Origin of the sequence: Thermoactinomyces sp. CICC 10522 (assembly GCF_016055075.1) — a bacterium.
GTDB classification, from domain to species: domain Bacteria; phylum Bacillota; class Bacilli; order Thermoactinomycetales; family Thermoactinomycetaceae; genus Thermoactinomyces_A; species Thermoactinomyces_A daqus.
Genome location: NZ_JAECVY010000003.1, coordinates 1 through 15,925 on the forward strand (window position 1 = coordinate 1; position 15,925 = coordinate 15,925).

The following is a 15,925-nucleotide window of genomic DNA, read 5'->3' on the forward strand; positions in this document are numbered from 1 at the left end:
GTCACATGCAGACTATATCTTTAATTCGCCCAATCTTACCAACTCCACTACGGCTTGGGATCGTCCTTTCACATTTAACTTTTGCATGACGTTGCTGATATGGTTACGTACTGTTTTTTCGCTGATGAAGAGTTGTTGGGCTATTTCTTTGGTGGTCTTGTCTTGTACCAGCAGCTCAAAAACTTCCCTCTCCCGGTTTGTTAATAAGGGTTTGCCTTTTTGGTTAGTCAAATGATGCCACCCTTCCTTGCTCGAGCACTTGGAATACAAGGGTCAGGGACCAGTCAAGTTATATTATGAGCGTGTATTTGTTGTCGTGAAGCGTTACTGAAAATTTAGGCTAAATCCCTTTGTTATTCTCAGTACTGCTGTTAATTTCTCCTTATCTTATGCCCCGGGAGGGGGGGATGTTACGGGGATGACAAGCGGGTAACGACGTGATCCGCAAAAAAGCATGGAGGAGGTTCTCCCTCCCCCCCATGCTCTTTACCATGTTCTTATTTTTCAGGAATGCGGATGATCTCTTCCGGAGCGATGGTGAGCGCTTTCAATCCTTCTGCGGTGACGACGTAGGTATTTTCAATGCCGATGACGCCGCGGCCGGGGAAGGTGAATTTGGGTTCGATGGCGATGACCATGCCTTCTTCAAGCGGTTGATCAAATCCGCGTGCCAGAATTGGCAGTTCGTCCATTTCCAGCCCGACGCCGTGGCCCAAAAATTTGACCTGGTCTCTGCCGTAGCCCATGAAGTTTTCACTCAGTCCCGCTTCTGCGGCCATTTCCAGTGCACGCTGGTAGAGCGCTTGCCAGGGAGTCCCGGGTACGCCCATCCGCTCGGCTTCGCGAATGATGCCAACTGCGATCTGATAGGCACGTTCCAATTCGGGATCGAGGTCACCGATTACGGCCATGCGGGTTTGGTCGATCAGATATCCTTCAACCACGTTACTGATATCTACCAGAATCGGTTCACCAGCCTGGAGCTTTTTGCGGCTGGCGCTTTGCGGACTGGCGATTGACAGCCCCAAACCGCCGGCCGGGCCGTCAAAATAGGTAGGCGTTGCCGCAGCCGATCCGGACGAAACCATGCCCAGGCAAAGCTCCTGGTTATATCCGCGCATCCGAAAAATCCCGATATTTCCTTTCAGGCGCAAGGCATATTCAATTTTGGCGGAAAGCTCCAATTCGGTCATCCCCGGCGCAATGATACCGGGAAGTGACGCGATGATCTCATTTAAATGTTTTCCCGCTTCGCGAATGTGTTTCAGTTCATATTCCGATTTCACTGCGCGAATCTGGCGCAGAGCAAAGGCGATATCTGCCGCTTCGGCTCCGGGAAAGAGGCTGAGATAGCGTTTCGCCAGTCCGTACGGCAACACATCCATTTCCAGTCCTATTTTTTTCGGCTGGCCAAACCGGCTGGCGATTTTCTGTCCCAATTCCCGTTGCCGCCCCATTTCGACAACAGGGATCACGGATTCAAAGCTGGCGCGGTCAATGCTTTTCTTCGCATAAAATAACGGTTCACCCGATTGTGGGACATACAGAAGGCCATTTTGCATGGTGCCGGTTAAGTAAAAAATGTCGATATTCTGGGTAATCAGTGCTCCGTCTATCGCAAGGGCACTCAAAGTATTTTGAAAACGCCGGACTCTGGTTTTGATTTCGGTTTCCGGTACTTTGGGCAATGGATGCATGACGGCAACATTCCTTTCCAAATGAATTGGCGGGGAATCGAACCTACTATTAAGTATAACAGAGAACGGAAAAAGCGATGACCCAAAAAACCGTATAACATCACGTCCCCGTGAAAAGACTAGAACTATCTTATGAACAGAGGATGAAATCCAAATGCTCTTAACCTGGTTTTTCCTTATTCTCGCGCTAATTGTCATTGTCTTGCTGTTGGCTGCAAAGCCGCCCGCAGGTGCAGGAAATCGCCCGGAAGAAAAAACGGACCTGGGCGCTTCAACCCGCCCGGTGATTTTAATCGTGATCGATTCTCTGATGGACGCTCCGCTCAGGGAAACGATCCAGGCGGGAAAAGCACCCGCACTAAAATACCTGCGGGATCACGGTCATTATTATCCACGGGTGATCTCTTCTTTTCCAACCATGTCGGCGTGCATTGACACCACGCTGCTCACAGGAATGCCTCCGAATCGGCACCATATATTCGGACTCACCTATTTTCACAAACAGGAAGGGCGGGTCGTCAACTTCGGTACCGGTCTGAAAGAAACCTTCACGATCGGGTTGAAAAACGTGTTAAAAGATGGCTTGCTCAACTTGAACCAGCATTTTATCAATAAAGAGGTCAAAACGATTCATGAAGAGCTGGCGGTACCGACAGCTTCGGTCAATGCCATCATTATGCGCGGGCCGCATGAGCAAACCCTGACCGTACCATGGTTCGCGACTTTGTTGGGCTTGCTGCCCCGCACCATTGCCGCGAAGGCGCCGGCTTTCTTCTCTTTCGGGGCCATGGCCCGCCTCTTCCGTACAAGCAGACCGGCCAGCGGTTTTTTTCGCTACGGCTTTAATGACCGCTACAGCAGCGCTGAATTGGCTTCGCTCATACAGAATGGTCAATTGCCCTTGTTTACCATCGCTTATTTCCCATCCAACGATGATGCGGTTCACAAAAAAGGCCCCCAGGAGATCAAAGGGATTGCAAAGGCCGACGTCGAACTGCAGAAGGTTCTAAGCGCTTTTGGTTCATGGGAAGAAGCGATTCGCAAGGCGACTTTTATTGTGATCGGAGACAGCGGACAAACAGCAATGCTTCCCAACAAGCAAGAGGCTTACATCGATTTGACCAAACTGCTGCATCCGTTTCAGATTATGCCAACAAAAAGAAAGAAACCAAGTGCCCGGGATCAGCTGGTGCTGTGCGTCAACGAGCGGATGGCTTACATTTATTTGATCGATGAAACGCTGACGGTGGAACAAGTGATTCATGTTTTAAAGGAAGAGACAAGACTGGATGTGATCGCTTGGCGGGAACAGGACTGGGTTTACGTGGTCAGCGGAAGTACCGAGGGAAAATTGCAGTTCAAACCAGGCGGAGGATATACGGATACGTATGGACAGGCCTGGGAGATCAGCGGAGATTTGTCCATATTGGACATCCGAATCCAGGAAAATCAAATATTGGAGTTCGGCATCTTCCCCGATGTCTTGTTTCGCCTTTGCAATGTGATGGATACGGGGGAACGGGTTATCGTCGTTACGGCTGCTCCAGGCTATGAGTTGATCGGTGACAGTTCCCCGACGCACAAAGGGGCATGCCACGGTTCACTCCATCATCTGGATTCCATCGTACCGATGATTGTTTGCGGAACCGACTCTTCGCCGGACCATTTTCGCATCATTGATCTGAAAAAATGGATCATTGACATGTTAAGCCAAAAACAATAATGACGGGGCACTGGAGGGAAGAAGCTGGCCGCCGTGTTTTTTCCGTGAGGAATGGGTCAAGCCATATCAATCATACAACTTTATAAAAACGGCAGGAATGGAGGGAAAATGTGAATAAAACTACACCCTCAATCAGGCGGAAACACCTCCATGAAGTAACGTTGGACGATTGTCCCCAACTCCCCCCTTTTTATCTTTTTTTTGCGGAAATGGAACAGGACGAATTATATCCATACCTTTCCAAGGAACAAGTTCCTGCTCTCATCGAACAAGCAATCGCAACAGGCGAACGGATCGCCTCACTCCATGGGAAAAAACGCCCGCTGGGAAGTTTTATCAACCATCTGTTGAAACAAAAAGTGCGAATCAAATTCCTGGAGAAACATTCTGCTGATCCGTCCATCCGGGCCCAGTATATAAAAAAGCCGCCCACCATTGCCATTTACCGCCATTCCCTCAAACAGATCCGTCAGTTTTTTCAAAGAAACGGTGAGGAAGTGCCGGAAGAGGAAATTTGGTTACTGCATTTATATCATGAGTGGTTTCATCATTTGGAAGAAACGAAATACGGGCGGACGGACAAAGTTTTGCCCAAAGTGACGGTGAAGCAAAAAGGGCCTTTTGCCATTAAAAAACCTTTGCAGTGTTTACGTGAGATCGCGGCCCACACCTTTACGCAAACGGTTTTGGGATTATTGTGGTCCCCCCTGCTTTTGGACCATTTATTAACATTCAAAAACAAAGGATGGAGCAACGGACAGATCCGCGAGTATTTCGGAAGGTATAAATCCACCATCGATTCCTTGCTGGAGGAGGCAAAAAAGCAGGAAGGCCCCCACGATCCTCAAGATGAACCACTGCCGACGGAGAAAATAATGTAACAAAGATCCACGGGAGTGGATGAGTGTATTTCCGCAGCGACCTGACCGGCATCAAGCGGGATTTTTTTGTGCCGGATTGGGCCAAGCAGTCCTGATCTCCCTTCGGTTCAAACGGACTGCCCCGTCTGACTTTCATCTTGACCAGAGACGAATGCTTTCCGTTTTATTCCCCGGGAAATGCAACGCGTATTGCCAACACCCTGGATTTAACAATTCTTCAAGCCGAATCAAACAACCCGCTTCAAACAAACAGCGAAAGATGCCAAGCCTGCAAACATCTGCTAAGATAATAAGTGAGGTGAGAGGAATGGAACGTTGCATATGCCCGAAGTTTGAAGCGGCAATTGAAATACTCTCCAAAAAATGGACCGGTTTGATTATTCGCGTTTTAATGGAAAAAACCAGACGTTTTCGTGATATTCGTGAACAAATTCCTTTAATGAGCGAGCGGATGCTGGCAGAGAGATTAAAAGAACTGGAAGCGCACGGTATAGTCGAGCGGCGCGTTTATCCAGAAACGCCTGTCCGTATCGAATATGATTTGACTGAAAAAGGGAAAGCACTTGCCCCCGTACTCGATTCCATCCAAGACTGGGCTGAGCAATGGATCGGGGCAGAATTGCATGAAAGCATGACTAGACGGGAAACGTAATGTTGGAGGTGGTTATTTCCAATGCCGTTTCCTTATCTTTGCCCCCATTGTGGCAATAACCGCAGCCGGTTTAACCTGATTGAACAAGTGGTCACCCCTGTCAAAAAAGATGCGCAAACAGGGGAGATCATTGAACAAGTCTCTGACCAGGATCCCTTTCAATACCGCTACCATGGTGAACAATACCGTGTGCAATGCGGAGTATGCGGAATGATTGATTCGGAGGAACTTTTTATTAAAAATGCCCTGCGAAGCTTGAATTAACCTGCTTTTATCCATCCCCCGGTCATCGTTTTGATGATCAGGGGTTTTTTTCATCTTTTAAGGAGCGATATAATAGAGGATGGATAAAAAATGGGAGCAAAGAGGGGTTATTCATGCACGCTTTAAAAGAATCCATTCTGAAACTGATTACCGAAACATCAACCAATTTGCCACCGGATGTCAGGGAAGCCATCCGCTCCGCGCGCGAAAAAGAGAACGCCGGCACCCGCTCCGCACTCGCGCTGGCCACCATCGACCAGAATATCAAAATGGCAGAAGAAAACGTTTCCCCCATTTGCCAGGACACCGGGATGCTCACCTTTAAAATCAAGGTTCCGGTTGGAGTAAATCAACTGAAAATGAGTGAACAAATACGCGAAGCGGTGAAGGAAGCGACAAAATTGGGGAAATTACGCCCCAATTCGGTTGATTCTTTAACAGGCGAAAACAGCGGTGACAACCTTGGTGAAGGCACCCCTGTGATTCAATATGAACAGTGGGAAAAGGATGACATCGAAGTCCGTCTGATCCTGAAGGGAGGCGGCTGCGAAAACAAAAACATCCAATACAGCCTGCCTTGCGAATTGGAGGGGCTTGGACGCGCCGGCCGTGATTTGGACGGAATCCGCAAATGCATCTTGCATGCCGTCTACCAGGCACAGGGGCAAGGATGCAGCGCCGGTTTTATCGGAGTGGGAATCGGCGGAGACCGGACCACCGGTTATGAACTGGCCAAAAAGCAGCTGTTCCGCAGGCTGGATGACACCAATCCCAATCCCTCGCTGGCCCAACTGGAAGACTATATCATGGAAAAAGCCAACACCCTCAGCATCGGAACGATGGGATTCGGTGGAAATGCCACACTGCTGGGATGCAAAATCGGAGCGATCAACCGTATTCCCGCCAGCTTTTATGTATCCGTGGCCTATAACTGTTGGGCTTTCCGCCGCCAGGGCGTTTACCTTGATGCCAATACCGGAGAGATCAAGGACTGGATTTATAAAGATACCGGCAAAAAGCCATCCGTTCAGGCTGAGGAAAAGACAAACCCGGTTGCAAGCGGCCGCAAGGTGGAACTGTCCGCGCCCATTACCGAAGAGCAAATCCGTCAGCTGAGAGTGGGGGACATCGTGATTTTAAACGGTCCCATTCACACCGGGCGGGATGCGCTTCATAAATATCTGATTGACCATGATTCACCCGTCGATTTGCAAGGCGGCGTCATCTACCACTGCGGTCCCGTGATGCTTAAAGACAAAGACGGCAATTGGGAAGTGAAAGCGGCCGGTCCCACCACCAGCATTCGCGAAGAGCCGTATCAAGGGGATATCATCAAAAAATTCGGCGTTCGAGCTGTCATCGGCAAAGGCGGTATGGGACAAAAGACGTTGAAAGCGCTTCAGGAACATGGAGCCGTTTACCTCAATGCGATTGGCGGCGCAGCGCAGTACTATGCCGATTGCATCACCCATGTGGATGGAGTCGATTTTATGGAGTTCGGAATTCCGGAAGCGATGTGGCATTTGCAGGTAAAAGGATTTGCCGCGATTGTGACAATGGATTCACATGGCAACAGCCTTCACGCCGACATCGAAAAAAGTTCGCTTGAAAAATTGGCGGAACTGAAAGAACCGGTTTTCAAATAACACAATCCTGATTGTTTGAACAACCCGAAGATCAACGTAAAACAAAATCGGGAAGGGAGTGGAGCCCGACTGACCGCCCATCAGAAACACAGAAAGGTTGGCAGGGTACCGCTCCCCTTGCCCGCAATGCACTTGGATTTCATTGCCTGAATACTGCTCCCTTGCTGTCTCCCCCTGGGGAAGCAGCTTTTTTATTGATAAATATAAAGTTCCCTACTTTTTTCTTGTTCACAGATGACGCGGAACACGCTACAATTAGATTTGAGCCGCTTTTTGCTCACCGGATTTTCCCATTTTCGCCGTGAAAAAACATCCGGGTGTGCAGCGGAAATGGCGAAACCCATCTTTTACTTTTCTCGTTTTCTCTTATGAAAAGGGGGATTTCATTTCACATGAAAAAACACTGGAAGAAATTTAGTATTTTGACTCTTTCCTTCATCACGGCCATGACGATGTTGCTACCTTCGCTTGCCTCTGCTGATGCCATTGAAGCGCAGACCGTTGTCACTTTGGGTAAAGACTTGACAGGTACGCAACGTGACAATATCTTGGCAGAAATGGGTGTCGATGAAAATTCCGGCAATGTGCGGATCGTCGATGTGACCAACCAGGAAGAACACCAATATTTAGGGAAATACTTAAGTGATAATGTCATCGGAACCAAAGCGATTTCCTCCGCTAAAATCACGATAAACAACTCCGGAGGCATCTCGGTCAAAACAAAAAACATCACCAATATCACACCCAGCATGTATGCAAATGCCGCGATCACCGCAGGTATCAAAGATGCTGATATTTATGTGACAGCTCCGTTCCGCGTATCGGGAACGGCTGGTCTGACCGGGATCATCAAAGCATTTGAAACGGCAACCGGGCAAAAAATCGATGAAAACAAAAAAGAAGTGGCCAACGAAGAAATCGTCGTCACCTCCCAGCTGGCTGACCAGATCAAAGATCCGAACAAAGCAGTGCAGTTCATCAATAAAGTAAAAGAAGAGGTCTCCGATCAAAAACCGGAAACCCCGCAGGATTATCGTGACATTATCGTTAATGTATCGAACGATTTCAATATTAACCTGAACCAGGAAACCATCAATAACCTTGTTCAATACGCACAGAACTTCAACAAACTTGGAATCGACTGGGATCAAATCAGCAGCCAATTGCAAAGCCTGCGCGGCGACATTAAGGATATCCTGAACTCGGATACGACACAGGGAATTATCGATACGATCTTTGAATGGCTGGGAGATTTCTTCAGCTCGATCGGAGAATTTTTCACCAACGCTTCGGACAAAAAGAATTAATCGAAATGAACGGGAACCACGAATCAGTGGTTCCTTTTTTATACAGAAAAAACCGCCAGCATGTCGCTGACGGCCACTTTCTTAGAAAGACAACCATTTTTTAAACATGTGTTTGGTTGCATCGCGGTTGGACTTGGCAATCGCAGTGGTAAGCGGGATGCCTTTGGGACAGGCACGAACGCAGTTTTGTGAGTTTCCGCATTCTTGCAAACCGCCTTCGCCCAGCAATGCCTCAAGGCGCTCTTCCTTGTTCATGGCCCCTGTCGGGTGGGAGTTGAAGAGCTGGACTTGTCCGACGACAAACGGACCGATAAAATCAGATTTCGTATTGACGTTTGGACAAGCTTCCAGACAGACGCCGCAGGTCATGCACTTGGACAACTCATAACGCCATTGCCGCTCGTTTTCCGCAATGCGCGGCCCCGGACCAAGATCATACGTCCCGTCGATCGGAATCCACGCTTTTACGCGTTTCAGCGCGTTAAACATGCGGCTGCGGTCGACAACCAAATCGCGTACGACCGGGAAAGTTTTCATCGGTTCAACGCGAATCGGCTGTTCCAGTTTATCGATCAAAGCCGTGCACGCCTGACGGGGTTTGCCGTTGATCACCATGGAGCACGCACCGCAAACTTCTTCCAAACAGTTGGATTCCCACTGTACCGGAGACACTTTTTCGCCTTTGGAATTGACCGGATTGCGCTGAATTTCCATTAACGCGGAAATAAGATTCATGTTTTTTCGATAAGGGATTTTAAACTCTTCTTTGTACGGCTTTCCATCCGGACCGTCCTGCCGTGTGACGATGAGGTGTACAAATTGTTGTTCGCTCATTGTTTTTTGTTCCCTCCCTTATCCACATCATAGCGACGCGGACGAGGCTTGATCAGAGAAATGTCGACCGGTTCATACTCAAATTCAGGACCTTCCGGAGTGAATTTCGCCTTGGTTGTTTTCAGCCACTCTTCATCGTTACGATCAGGGAAATCAGGTTTATAGTGAGCCCCGCGGCTTTCATTCCGGTTGTAGGCACCAATGGTGATGACGCGGGCCAGTTGCAGCATGTTCCACAGCTGGCGAGTAAACGATGCTGCGCTGTTGCTCCATTTGCTGGTATCAACCATGCTGATATTCTGATAGCGCTCCATCAGTTCCTGGATCTTTTCATCCGTTTTCTTCAAGCGGTCGTTGTAACGCACGATGGTCACGTTGTTGGTCATCCATTCGCCCAGTTCCTTGTGCAGAACATATGCATTCTCGGTCCCGTCCATTTTGAGGATGTTTTCGTATTTTTCCTCTTCGGCTTTCACTTGGGACTCAAACTGGCTGGCATCAATTGAATCAATGTGTTTGTCAAGGCCACGCACATATTCGATCGCTTTCGGGCCAGCCACCATTCCGCCGAAAATGCTGGACAGGAGCGAGTTTGCGCCCAGACGGTTCGCCCCGTGATACTGATAATCGCATTCGCCGGCTGCAAACAGGCCGGGGATGTTGGTCATTTGGTTATAATCAACCCACAATCCGCCCATCGAGTAGTGAACGGCAGGGAAAATTTTCATCGGGACTTTGCGCGGGTCCTCTCCCATGAATTTCTCATAAATCTCAATAATACCGCCGAGTTTGATATCCAATTCTTTCGGATCTTTGTGCGAGAGGTCCAGATAGACCATGTTTTCGCCGTTGATCCCCAGTTTCATATCCACACACACTTTAAAAATGGCGCGTGTGGCAATGTCACGCGGTACCAGGTTTCCATAGGCCGGATACCACTCTTCGAGGAAATACCACGGTTTTCCGTCCTTATAGGTCCAGACGCGTCCGCCTTCTCCCCGGGCCGATTCCGACATCAGGCGAAGTTTGTCATCTCCCGGAATCGCTGTCGGGTGAATCTGGATAAACTCGCCGTTGGCATAATAAGCCCCTTGCTGATAAACAGCGCTCGCCGCCGTACCGGTATTGATCATGGAGTTGGTCGATTTACCAAAGATAATTCCCGGTCCGCCGGTCGCCAGAATGACCGCATCTGCCGGGAATGCCACAATTTCACTGCTTCTTAAATTTTGCGCAACAATCCCCCGACATACTCCTGCGTCATCCTGCAAAATTCTCAGAAACTCCCAATACTCATATTTAGTAACGCGTCCTTCCACTTCGTAGCGGCGCACTTGTTCATCAAGCGCATACAAAAGCTGCTGCCCGGTGGTTGCACCCGCGTAGGCAGTACGGTGGTGTTTGGTTCCGCCAAAGCGACGGAAATCGATCAACCCTTCCGGTGTGCGGTTGAATGGCACACCCATCCGGTCCATCAGATAAATGATTCCCGGTGCCGCTTCGCACATCGCTTTTACCGGCGGTTGGTTTGCCAAAAAGTCGCCGCCGTAGATCGTATCATCGAAGTGTTCCCACGGGGAGTCCCCTTCTCCTTTGGTATTCACAGCACCATTGATGCCTCCCTGTGCACACACGGAGTGAGAGCGCTTTACGGGGACAAGGGAAAAGAGTTGAACATCGGCGCCTGCTTCAGCCGCCTTGAGCGTAGCCATTAAACCGGCCAGCCCGCCGCCTACAACAATGATTTTTTCATTCATTGGCATGTGCTCCCTTCTAATGCTGTGCCAATTGTTGGATGAATTCTGGTCTTGCAAATGCTAACAGCGAAGACACACCCATGTAGGAAACGATCACGAAAACAACGCCCCAGACCCAGGTGGATACCCTTTGTGCGCGCGGTCCGACCGTTACCCCCCAGCTGACGAGAAACGCCCACATTCCATTGCTGAAGTGGAAGACGGCGGAGATCAATCCGATCAGGTACAGGGTCAGGAAAACCGGATTTTGCAGGATCGTTGCCATGAGTTCCGCCAGTTGTTCCGCTGTCAAATGATCCAGCGCCACATGAACCCGCGTTTCCCAGACGTGCCAAATGACGAAAATCAACGTGATCACGCCGGTAACCCGTTGCAGAAGGAACATCCAGTTGCGGAATGTACCAAAGTTCCCCACATTGTTTTTCGCCCGAAAAGCGATATACAAACCGTAAATCCCGTGATACAAAAGAGGCAAGAAAATAAAAACGATTTCCAGAACAGTTAAGATGGGAATATGCCAAAGCCACTTAACCTGCTCTACAAAAGCGCCTGCCCCTTTGGTGGCGTAATAGTTGGTATACAAGTGTTCAAGTAAAAAAAAGCCCACCGGTATTACGCCCAGCAACGAGTGTATCCGACGGTTGAAAAAACTGCGTTGCGTGCTCATCTTTTGCCTCCAATCCAGGTCATAATCGCAGTAAAGAGAATTGAAAACTCTTCCAAAATAACAATAATAGAAAAGGGTTTCAACTCGGTATTTATTTTACTCCCGAAATGGAAGTACCGTCAAGGAACCATCAAGGGGGGGAAACTAGCCGCTTACCTCCAAAAATTGCCGTATTTTGGGGCCAAATTGGTTAAATTCCACCAAAAAGGCATCATGTCCGTAATATGATGAAAATTCATGGTAAACTGCGTTTTTCCCTTTATTTAAACAAAGCTGATGAAAGGAACGCTGCTGCCTGACCGGAAAATACATATCTTCCGTAATCCCGATCGTTAAGATCCTGGCGCGGATCATCTCGACTGCTTTCTCGATTCCACCGCGTCCCCGCCCGATATCATGCCCGTCCATTGCGGAAAGAAACAGGAGATAGGAATTGGCATCAAACCGGCTGACCAGTTTTTCACCTTGGTACCGCAAATAGCTCTCAACCTGCAAATAAGGATTTTCTTCTCCCTCCCGGCGGAAGCGCCGTTCAAATAAATCTTCGGTCCGGTAAGTGACCATGCCCACCATGCGTGCCGTCGATAACCCGTTGAGGGGGCCGGAACCCGGGTAATAATCCCCGCCTTGCCACTGCGGATCCAGCATGATCGCCCGGCGCCCGATTTCGTTATGAGCCATCGACAGCGAGGACAAGGTTGCCCCGGTCGCAATCGGAATGCAGGCGTCCATAAAGTCGGGGTACATCACCGCCCATTCGAGGGCCAGCATGCCTCCCATCGATCCCCCGATCACCGCTTTCACGTGTCTGATCCCCAATTTTTCAAGGCAAATGTATTGGGCCTTGACCATATCCCGGATGGTCACCTTGGGAAAACGGCTTCCATAAGGAGTGCCTGTCTCTGGATGGGGTGAGGAAGGCCCCGTGCTCCCGTTGCACCCGCCGAGCGTGTTCATGGTGATCACTGCATACCGCTGCGTGTCGATATAGCCTCCAGGCCCGATCAAGCCGTCCCACCAGCCCGGTGACTGTTCATCCCCGACGGTGTGAGTATCCCCCGTCAATGCATGACAAACGACAATCACGTTATCCTTTTCAAGCGTCCATTTTCCCGCCAGCTCGTACGCCACTTCCACCTCAGCGAGTTTTTCACCGGACTCCAATTGCAGCGAACCGATTTTTTCTGTATTTTTCCGGCTGATGGCCCGTGTCAACATCCTCATTCCTCCAATGATTTTAGGTAAAAGACCTATGTCATGAAAACAGAAAACCCTCTTCAAAAAGAAGAGGGCTTCTTTGCTCACGCTATTTATCTTCAAGCCTCTTCTCATCTCTCAGAACGATTCTGCGTTCTGCAGGAATTGGCACCAACCGCTAATGATCATAGCGAGGTTGCCGGGCTTCATCGGGCCAGTCCCTCCGCCACTCTGGATAAGAAGAATTTTCAATTTTTCTTCATTCATCATTCTGATCATATCGCCAAACTGCCCGGGTGTCAAGCTGCTGTCTCTCAATCGGAGAAATGCACTGCCTTTTCGGGAAACTCAGCCGATGATTCGCTTTTTCCTCTCTACCGATGGCGCAGCCGGGTCTTCCAGCCAGCAAAAAACCTGATGGGTGGAGGTAATCTGGGTGACCGGCGGCATTTCTTCATGACAGATATTCATGGCATGAGGACAGCGGTCGGCAAATGGACAACCGGCTGGAGGAGAGAACAAGTCGGGGGGCGAGCCGGGAATCGGTTCCAGATGCCGGTCACGCGGCAGATCCAAGCGTGGCATGGAATCAAGTAATCCCCAGGTGTAGGGATGGCGCGCATCCGCAAATATTTCTTCCACCCCGCCGGTTTCCACCAGCCGTCCCCCGTACATCACCGCAACGCGATCTGCGGTTTCCGCGACAACCCCCAGATCATGCGTGATGAGAATAATCGCCGTATCCGTTTCCCGCTGAAGTTTTTTCATCAGCTCCAGGATCTGGGCCTGAATCGTAACATCCAGTGCCGTCGTCGGTTCGTCGGCGATCAGGACTTGCGGATTGCAAGCGAGGGCCATGGCGATCATCACCCGCTGGCGCATTCCGCCGCTAAATTCGTGCGGGTATTGCGTCAATCTTTTTTCTGGATTGGGAATTCCGACCAATTTCAGCATTTCCACCGCTTTTTCTTTCGCTTCGGTCACGCCCGTCTGCTGATGCCAGCGGATCCCTTCAATAATCTGTCTTCCCACGGTCATGGTCGGATTTAAGGAAGTCATCGGATCCTGAAAAATCATCGCGATCTTTGAGCCACGGATTTGAAACATTTCCCGCTCGGAGAGTTTTGTCAAATCCTTGCCGTCAAACATGATTTTCCCCTGCTTGATCCGGCCCGGGGGATCAGGGATGAGCCGCATCAGCGACAAGGCGGTGACGCTTTTGCCGCTGCCCGATTCACCGACTACCGCCAGCATCTCCCCTTTGTGCAAGGCAAAAGTAACACCGCGGACCGCCTGCACTTCCCCGCCGTCCACCTGAAACGAAATGTGCAAATCGCTTACCTCCAAAAGCGGATTCGTCCCCATTTTTCTCTTCCTTTCTATTTGCGCATCTTCGGATCAAGCGCGTCACGCAGTCCGTCACCGAGGGCGTTAAAAGCAAGCATTGTGATACAGAGGAACAACGAGGGAAAAAAGAGGCGCCACCATTCACCGGAAAGAATCGTGATCAGTGAATCGTTGATCATCGTTCCCCAGCTGGCAATCGGTGCCTGGACACCCAATCCCAAAAAACTTAAAAACGCTTCGGCAAAGATGGCCGACGGGACGGTCAAGGTGAGCATGATGATGATCGGGCCCATGGCATTCGGAATCAGATGCTTGAACAAAATCCGTTTTGTACCGGCTCCGAGAGTCCGGGCGGCCAGCACAAACTCCTGTTCTTTCAACTGAAGAACCTGTCCCCTTACCAAGCGGGCCATATTCAGCCATCCGGTCACGGTCAGCGCGAGAATAATCGTTCCCAACCCCGGCGGCATGACCACCATGAGCAAAATGACCGTCAATAAATAAGGCAGTCCCCATAAAATATCAACGATTCGCATCATCACTTCATCGGTTCTCCCTCCCCGATAACCGGCAATCCCTCCATAGATCACCCCGATCAGCAGATCGATCAATGCGGCCATCAGCCCGATCGTCAGGGAGATTCGTCCCCCTTCGCAGACGCGGACAAAAACATCCCGCCCCAAATCGTCCGTCCCGAACCAATGCTCGCCGGAAGGTTCCAGATTGATGCCGTCTTTCAAGTTTTGATCACTGTAATCATAAGGGGAGATCATCGGACCGAAAATGGACATCAGGGCGATCAGCAATATCAGGACAAGTCCGGTCATCGCCAGAATGTTTTTTCTCAGCCTCCGCCAAACATCCTGCCAATAGGTTGTATGCGGGCGGCTGATCTTTTCCAGTTCGGTACGCGACCGGACAGAGGGAAGAAAACGCGTTTGATCGGTTGCCGGTTCCACTTTACCTCTCCCCCTTTTTCGTGATCTGAATCCGCGGATCAATCCAGCCGTAAGCGAGATCCACCAGAAAGTTGACAAAGATGAGCAAGGCGGAATAAAACAGGGTGATGCCCATGATCATCGGATAATCGCGATTGGAAATGCTGTCGACAAAATACCGGCCGATTCCCGGCATGGAAAAAATGTTTTCAATTACAAAGCTGCCTGTCAATACCCCTACGGAAATCGGGCCGAGAATTGTCACCACCGGCAAGATGGAATTGCGCAGGGTATGCCGCAAAATCACCCGGCCGGGTGGCAGCCCTTTGGCCCGGGCGGTCCGGATATAATCCTGGGTCAGCACTTCCACCATGCTCGCGCGCATTAACCGCGTTATGGTCGCCAGCGGTAAGGCCGCCAGGGTGATGGTCGGCATGATGGTCGAGGTGAATCCCTCCCATCTGGCCACGGGCAGCAATTCCCATTCGACTCCCAGATACTTCTGGAGCAGGGGAGCCAACACAAAACTGGGAATCGAAATCCCCAGGACGGCCATAACCATTGCCGCATAGTCCGTCAGGCGATTTTGCCGAAGGGCGGCCACTGCGCCGAGAATGACGCCGGCAATGATGGCCACGACCAGCGCTTGTGCTCCCAGTTGCGCGGAAACCGGAAAACCGTCGGCAATAATGTCATTCACCGTCCGGGTCTGATCTTTTATCGAAAATCCCAAATCAAAGGTGAGTAAATCCTTCATATACACCAAATATTGAACCGAAACGGGTTCATCCAGGTGATAGTACGCCCGCAGGTTGTGAAGCACTTCTTCCGGAAGTTTTTTATCGCTTGAAAAAGGGTCTCCCGGAATCGCTTTCATCATGAGAAAGGTGATGGTCGCAATCACCCACAGCGTAACCACCATCTGAACAATGCGGCCCAAAATGTAGCGCAGCAAGCTTTCCACCTCCAAGGCAACGGGCATCTGAATAAAAAAATATTTTCATATATAATGCAA

At 50.0% G+C, this 15,925-nt stretch carries 15 protein-coding genes and 1 riboswitch; of the genes, 6 read left to right on the forward strand and 9 right to left on the reverse strand.

Features of this window, described 5'->3' with window-relative positions; all coding sequences use genetic code 11:
• Positions 1-12: 12 nt before the first annotated feature.
• Together I8U18_RS06265 and I8U18_RS06270 are read right to left on the reverse strand one after the other, a co-directional pair.
• On the reverse strand, positions 13-231 hold the full coding sequence (locus I8U18_RS06265; protein WP_198055370.1) for a helix-turn-helix domain-containing protein: 219 nt from the start codon (positions 229-231) through the stop codon (positions 13-15).
• 266 nt (positions 232-497) lie between these two features.
• Positions 498-1,697 (reverse strand): M24 family metallopeptidase, encoded by a 1,200-nt coding sequence (locus tag I8U18_RS06270; RefSeq protein ID WP_033102124.1) that lies wholly within the window; start codon positions 1,695-1,697, stop codon positions 498-500.
• A 154-nt stretch (positions 1,698-1,851) separates the two neighbouring features.
• Here I8U18_RS06270 and I8U18_RS06275 point away from each other — a divergent pair, with 154 nt between their 5' ends.
• The 6 genes from I8U18_RS06275 (at position 1,852) to I8U18_RS06300 (ending at position 8,170) form a co-directional block, all read left to right on the forward strand.
• A complete protein-coding gene (locus I8U18_RS06275; protein WP_198064597.1) occupies positions 1,852-3,420 on the forward strand; it encodes an alkaline phosphatase family protein in 1,569 nt (522 codons plus the stop codon).
• A 110-nt stretch (positions 3,421-3,530) separates the two neighbouring features.
• Positions 3,531-4,301, forward strand: coding sequence for a hypothetical protein (locus I8U18_RS06280; protein ID WP_033102122.1), 771 nt, complete (start codon positions 3,531-3,533; stop codon positions 4,299-4,301).
• A gap of 307 nt (positions 4,302-4,608) precedes the next feature.
• Complete coding sequence (locus I8U18_RS06285; RefSeq protein ID WP_033102121.1) at positions 4,609-4,953, forward strand: winged helix-turn-helix transcriptional regulator; 345 nt, start codon at positions 4,609-4,611, stop codon at positions 4,951-4,953.
• Between the two features lie 21 nt (positions 4,954-4,974).
• On the forward strand, positions 4,975-5,217 hold the full coding sequence (locus I8U18_RS06290; protein ID WP_198059523.1) for a DNA alkylation repair protein: 243 nt from the start codon (positions 4,975-4,977) through the stop codon (positions 5,215-5,217).
• A 113-nt stretch (positions 5,218-5,330) separates the two neighbouring features.
• Entirely contained in the window at positions 5,331-6,863 is a 1,533-nt protein-coding gene (locus I8U18_RS06295) for a fumarate hydratase (RefSeq protein ID WP_198055372.1), read from the forward strand.
• Between the two features lie 392 nt (positions 6,864-7,255).
• On the forward strand, positions 7,256-8,170 hold the full coding sequence (locus tag I8U18_RS06300; protein ID WP_033102118.1) for a DUF1002 domain-containing protein: 915 nt from the start codon (positions 7,256-7,258) through the stop codon (positions 8,168-8,170).
• 81 nt (positions 8,171-8,251) lie between these two features.
• Here the strand turns inward: I8U18_RS06300 and sdhB are convergent, their stop codons facing one another.
• The 7 genes from sdhB to I8U18_RS06335 all read right to left on the reverse strand — a co-directional run bounded on the left by sdhB (position 8,252) and on the right by I8U18_RS06335 (position 15,865).
• On the reverse strand, positions 8,252-9,004 hold the full coding sequence (sdhB, locus tag I8U18_RS06305) for a succinate dehydrogenase iron-sulfur subunit (RefSeq protein ID WP_033102117.1): 753 nt from the start codon (positions 9,002-9,004) through the stop codon (positions 8,252-8,254).
• The gene (gene sdhA, locus I8U18_RS06310; RefSeq protein WP_033102116.1) at positions 9,001-10,761 is read right to left on the reverse strand and encodes a succinate dehydrogenase flavoprotein subunit; all 1,761 of its coding nucleotides are present in this window, start codon (positions 10,759-10,761) and stop codon (positions 9,001-9,003) included. Before sdhA ends, sdhB begins: the two co-directional genes overlap by 4 nt.
• Positions 10,762-10,777: 16 nt before the next feature.
• On the reverse strand, positions 10,778-11,428 hold the full coding sequence (locus I8U18_RS06315) for a succinate dehydrogenase cytochrome b558 subunit (RefSeq protein ID WP_033102115.1): 651 nt from the start codon (positions 11,426-11,428) through the stop codon (positions 10,778-10,780).
• 144 nt (positions 11,429-11,572) lie between these two features.
• On the reverse strand, positions 11,573-12,646 hold the full coding sequence (gene metX, locus I8U18_RS06320) for a homoserine O-acetyltransferase MetX (protein ID WP_198055373.1): 1,074 nt from the start codon (positions 12,644-12,646) through the stop codon (positions 11,573-11,575).
• A 107-nt stretch (positions 12,647-12,753) separates the two neighbouring features.
• A riboswitch (SAM riboswitch) is annotated at positions 12,754-12,867 on the reverse strand.
• A 106-nt stretch (positions 12,868-12,973) separates the two neighbouring features.
• Positions 12,974-13,990: an ABC transporter ATP-binding protein gene (locus I8U18_RS06325; RefSeq protein ID WP_033102113.1), complete on the reverse strand. Its 1,017-nt coding sequence runs from the start codon at positions 13,988-13,990 to the stop codon at positions 12,974-12,976.
• Between the two features lie 14 nt (positions 13,991-14,004).
• Positions 14,005-14,931 (reverse strand): ABC transporter permease, encoded by a 927-nt coding sequence (locus I8U18_RS06330; protein WP_033102112.1) that lies wholly within the window; start codon positions 14,929-14,931, stop codon positions 14,005-14,007.
• A 1-nt stretch (position 14,932) separates the two neighbouring features.
• Complete coding sequence (locus tag I8U18_RS06335; protein ID WP_152568619.1) at positions 14,933-15,865, reverse strand: ABC transporter permease; 933 nt, start codon at positions 15,863-15,865, stop codon at positions 14,933-14,935.
• Positions 15,866-15,925 lie beyond the last annotated feature (60 nt).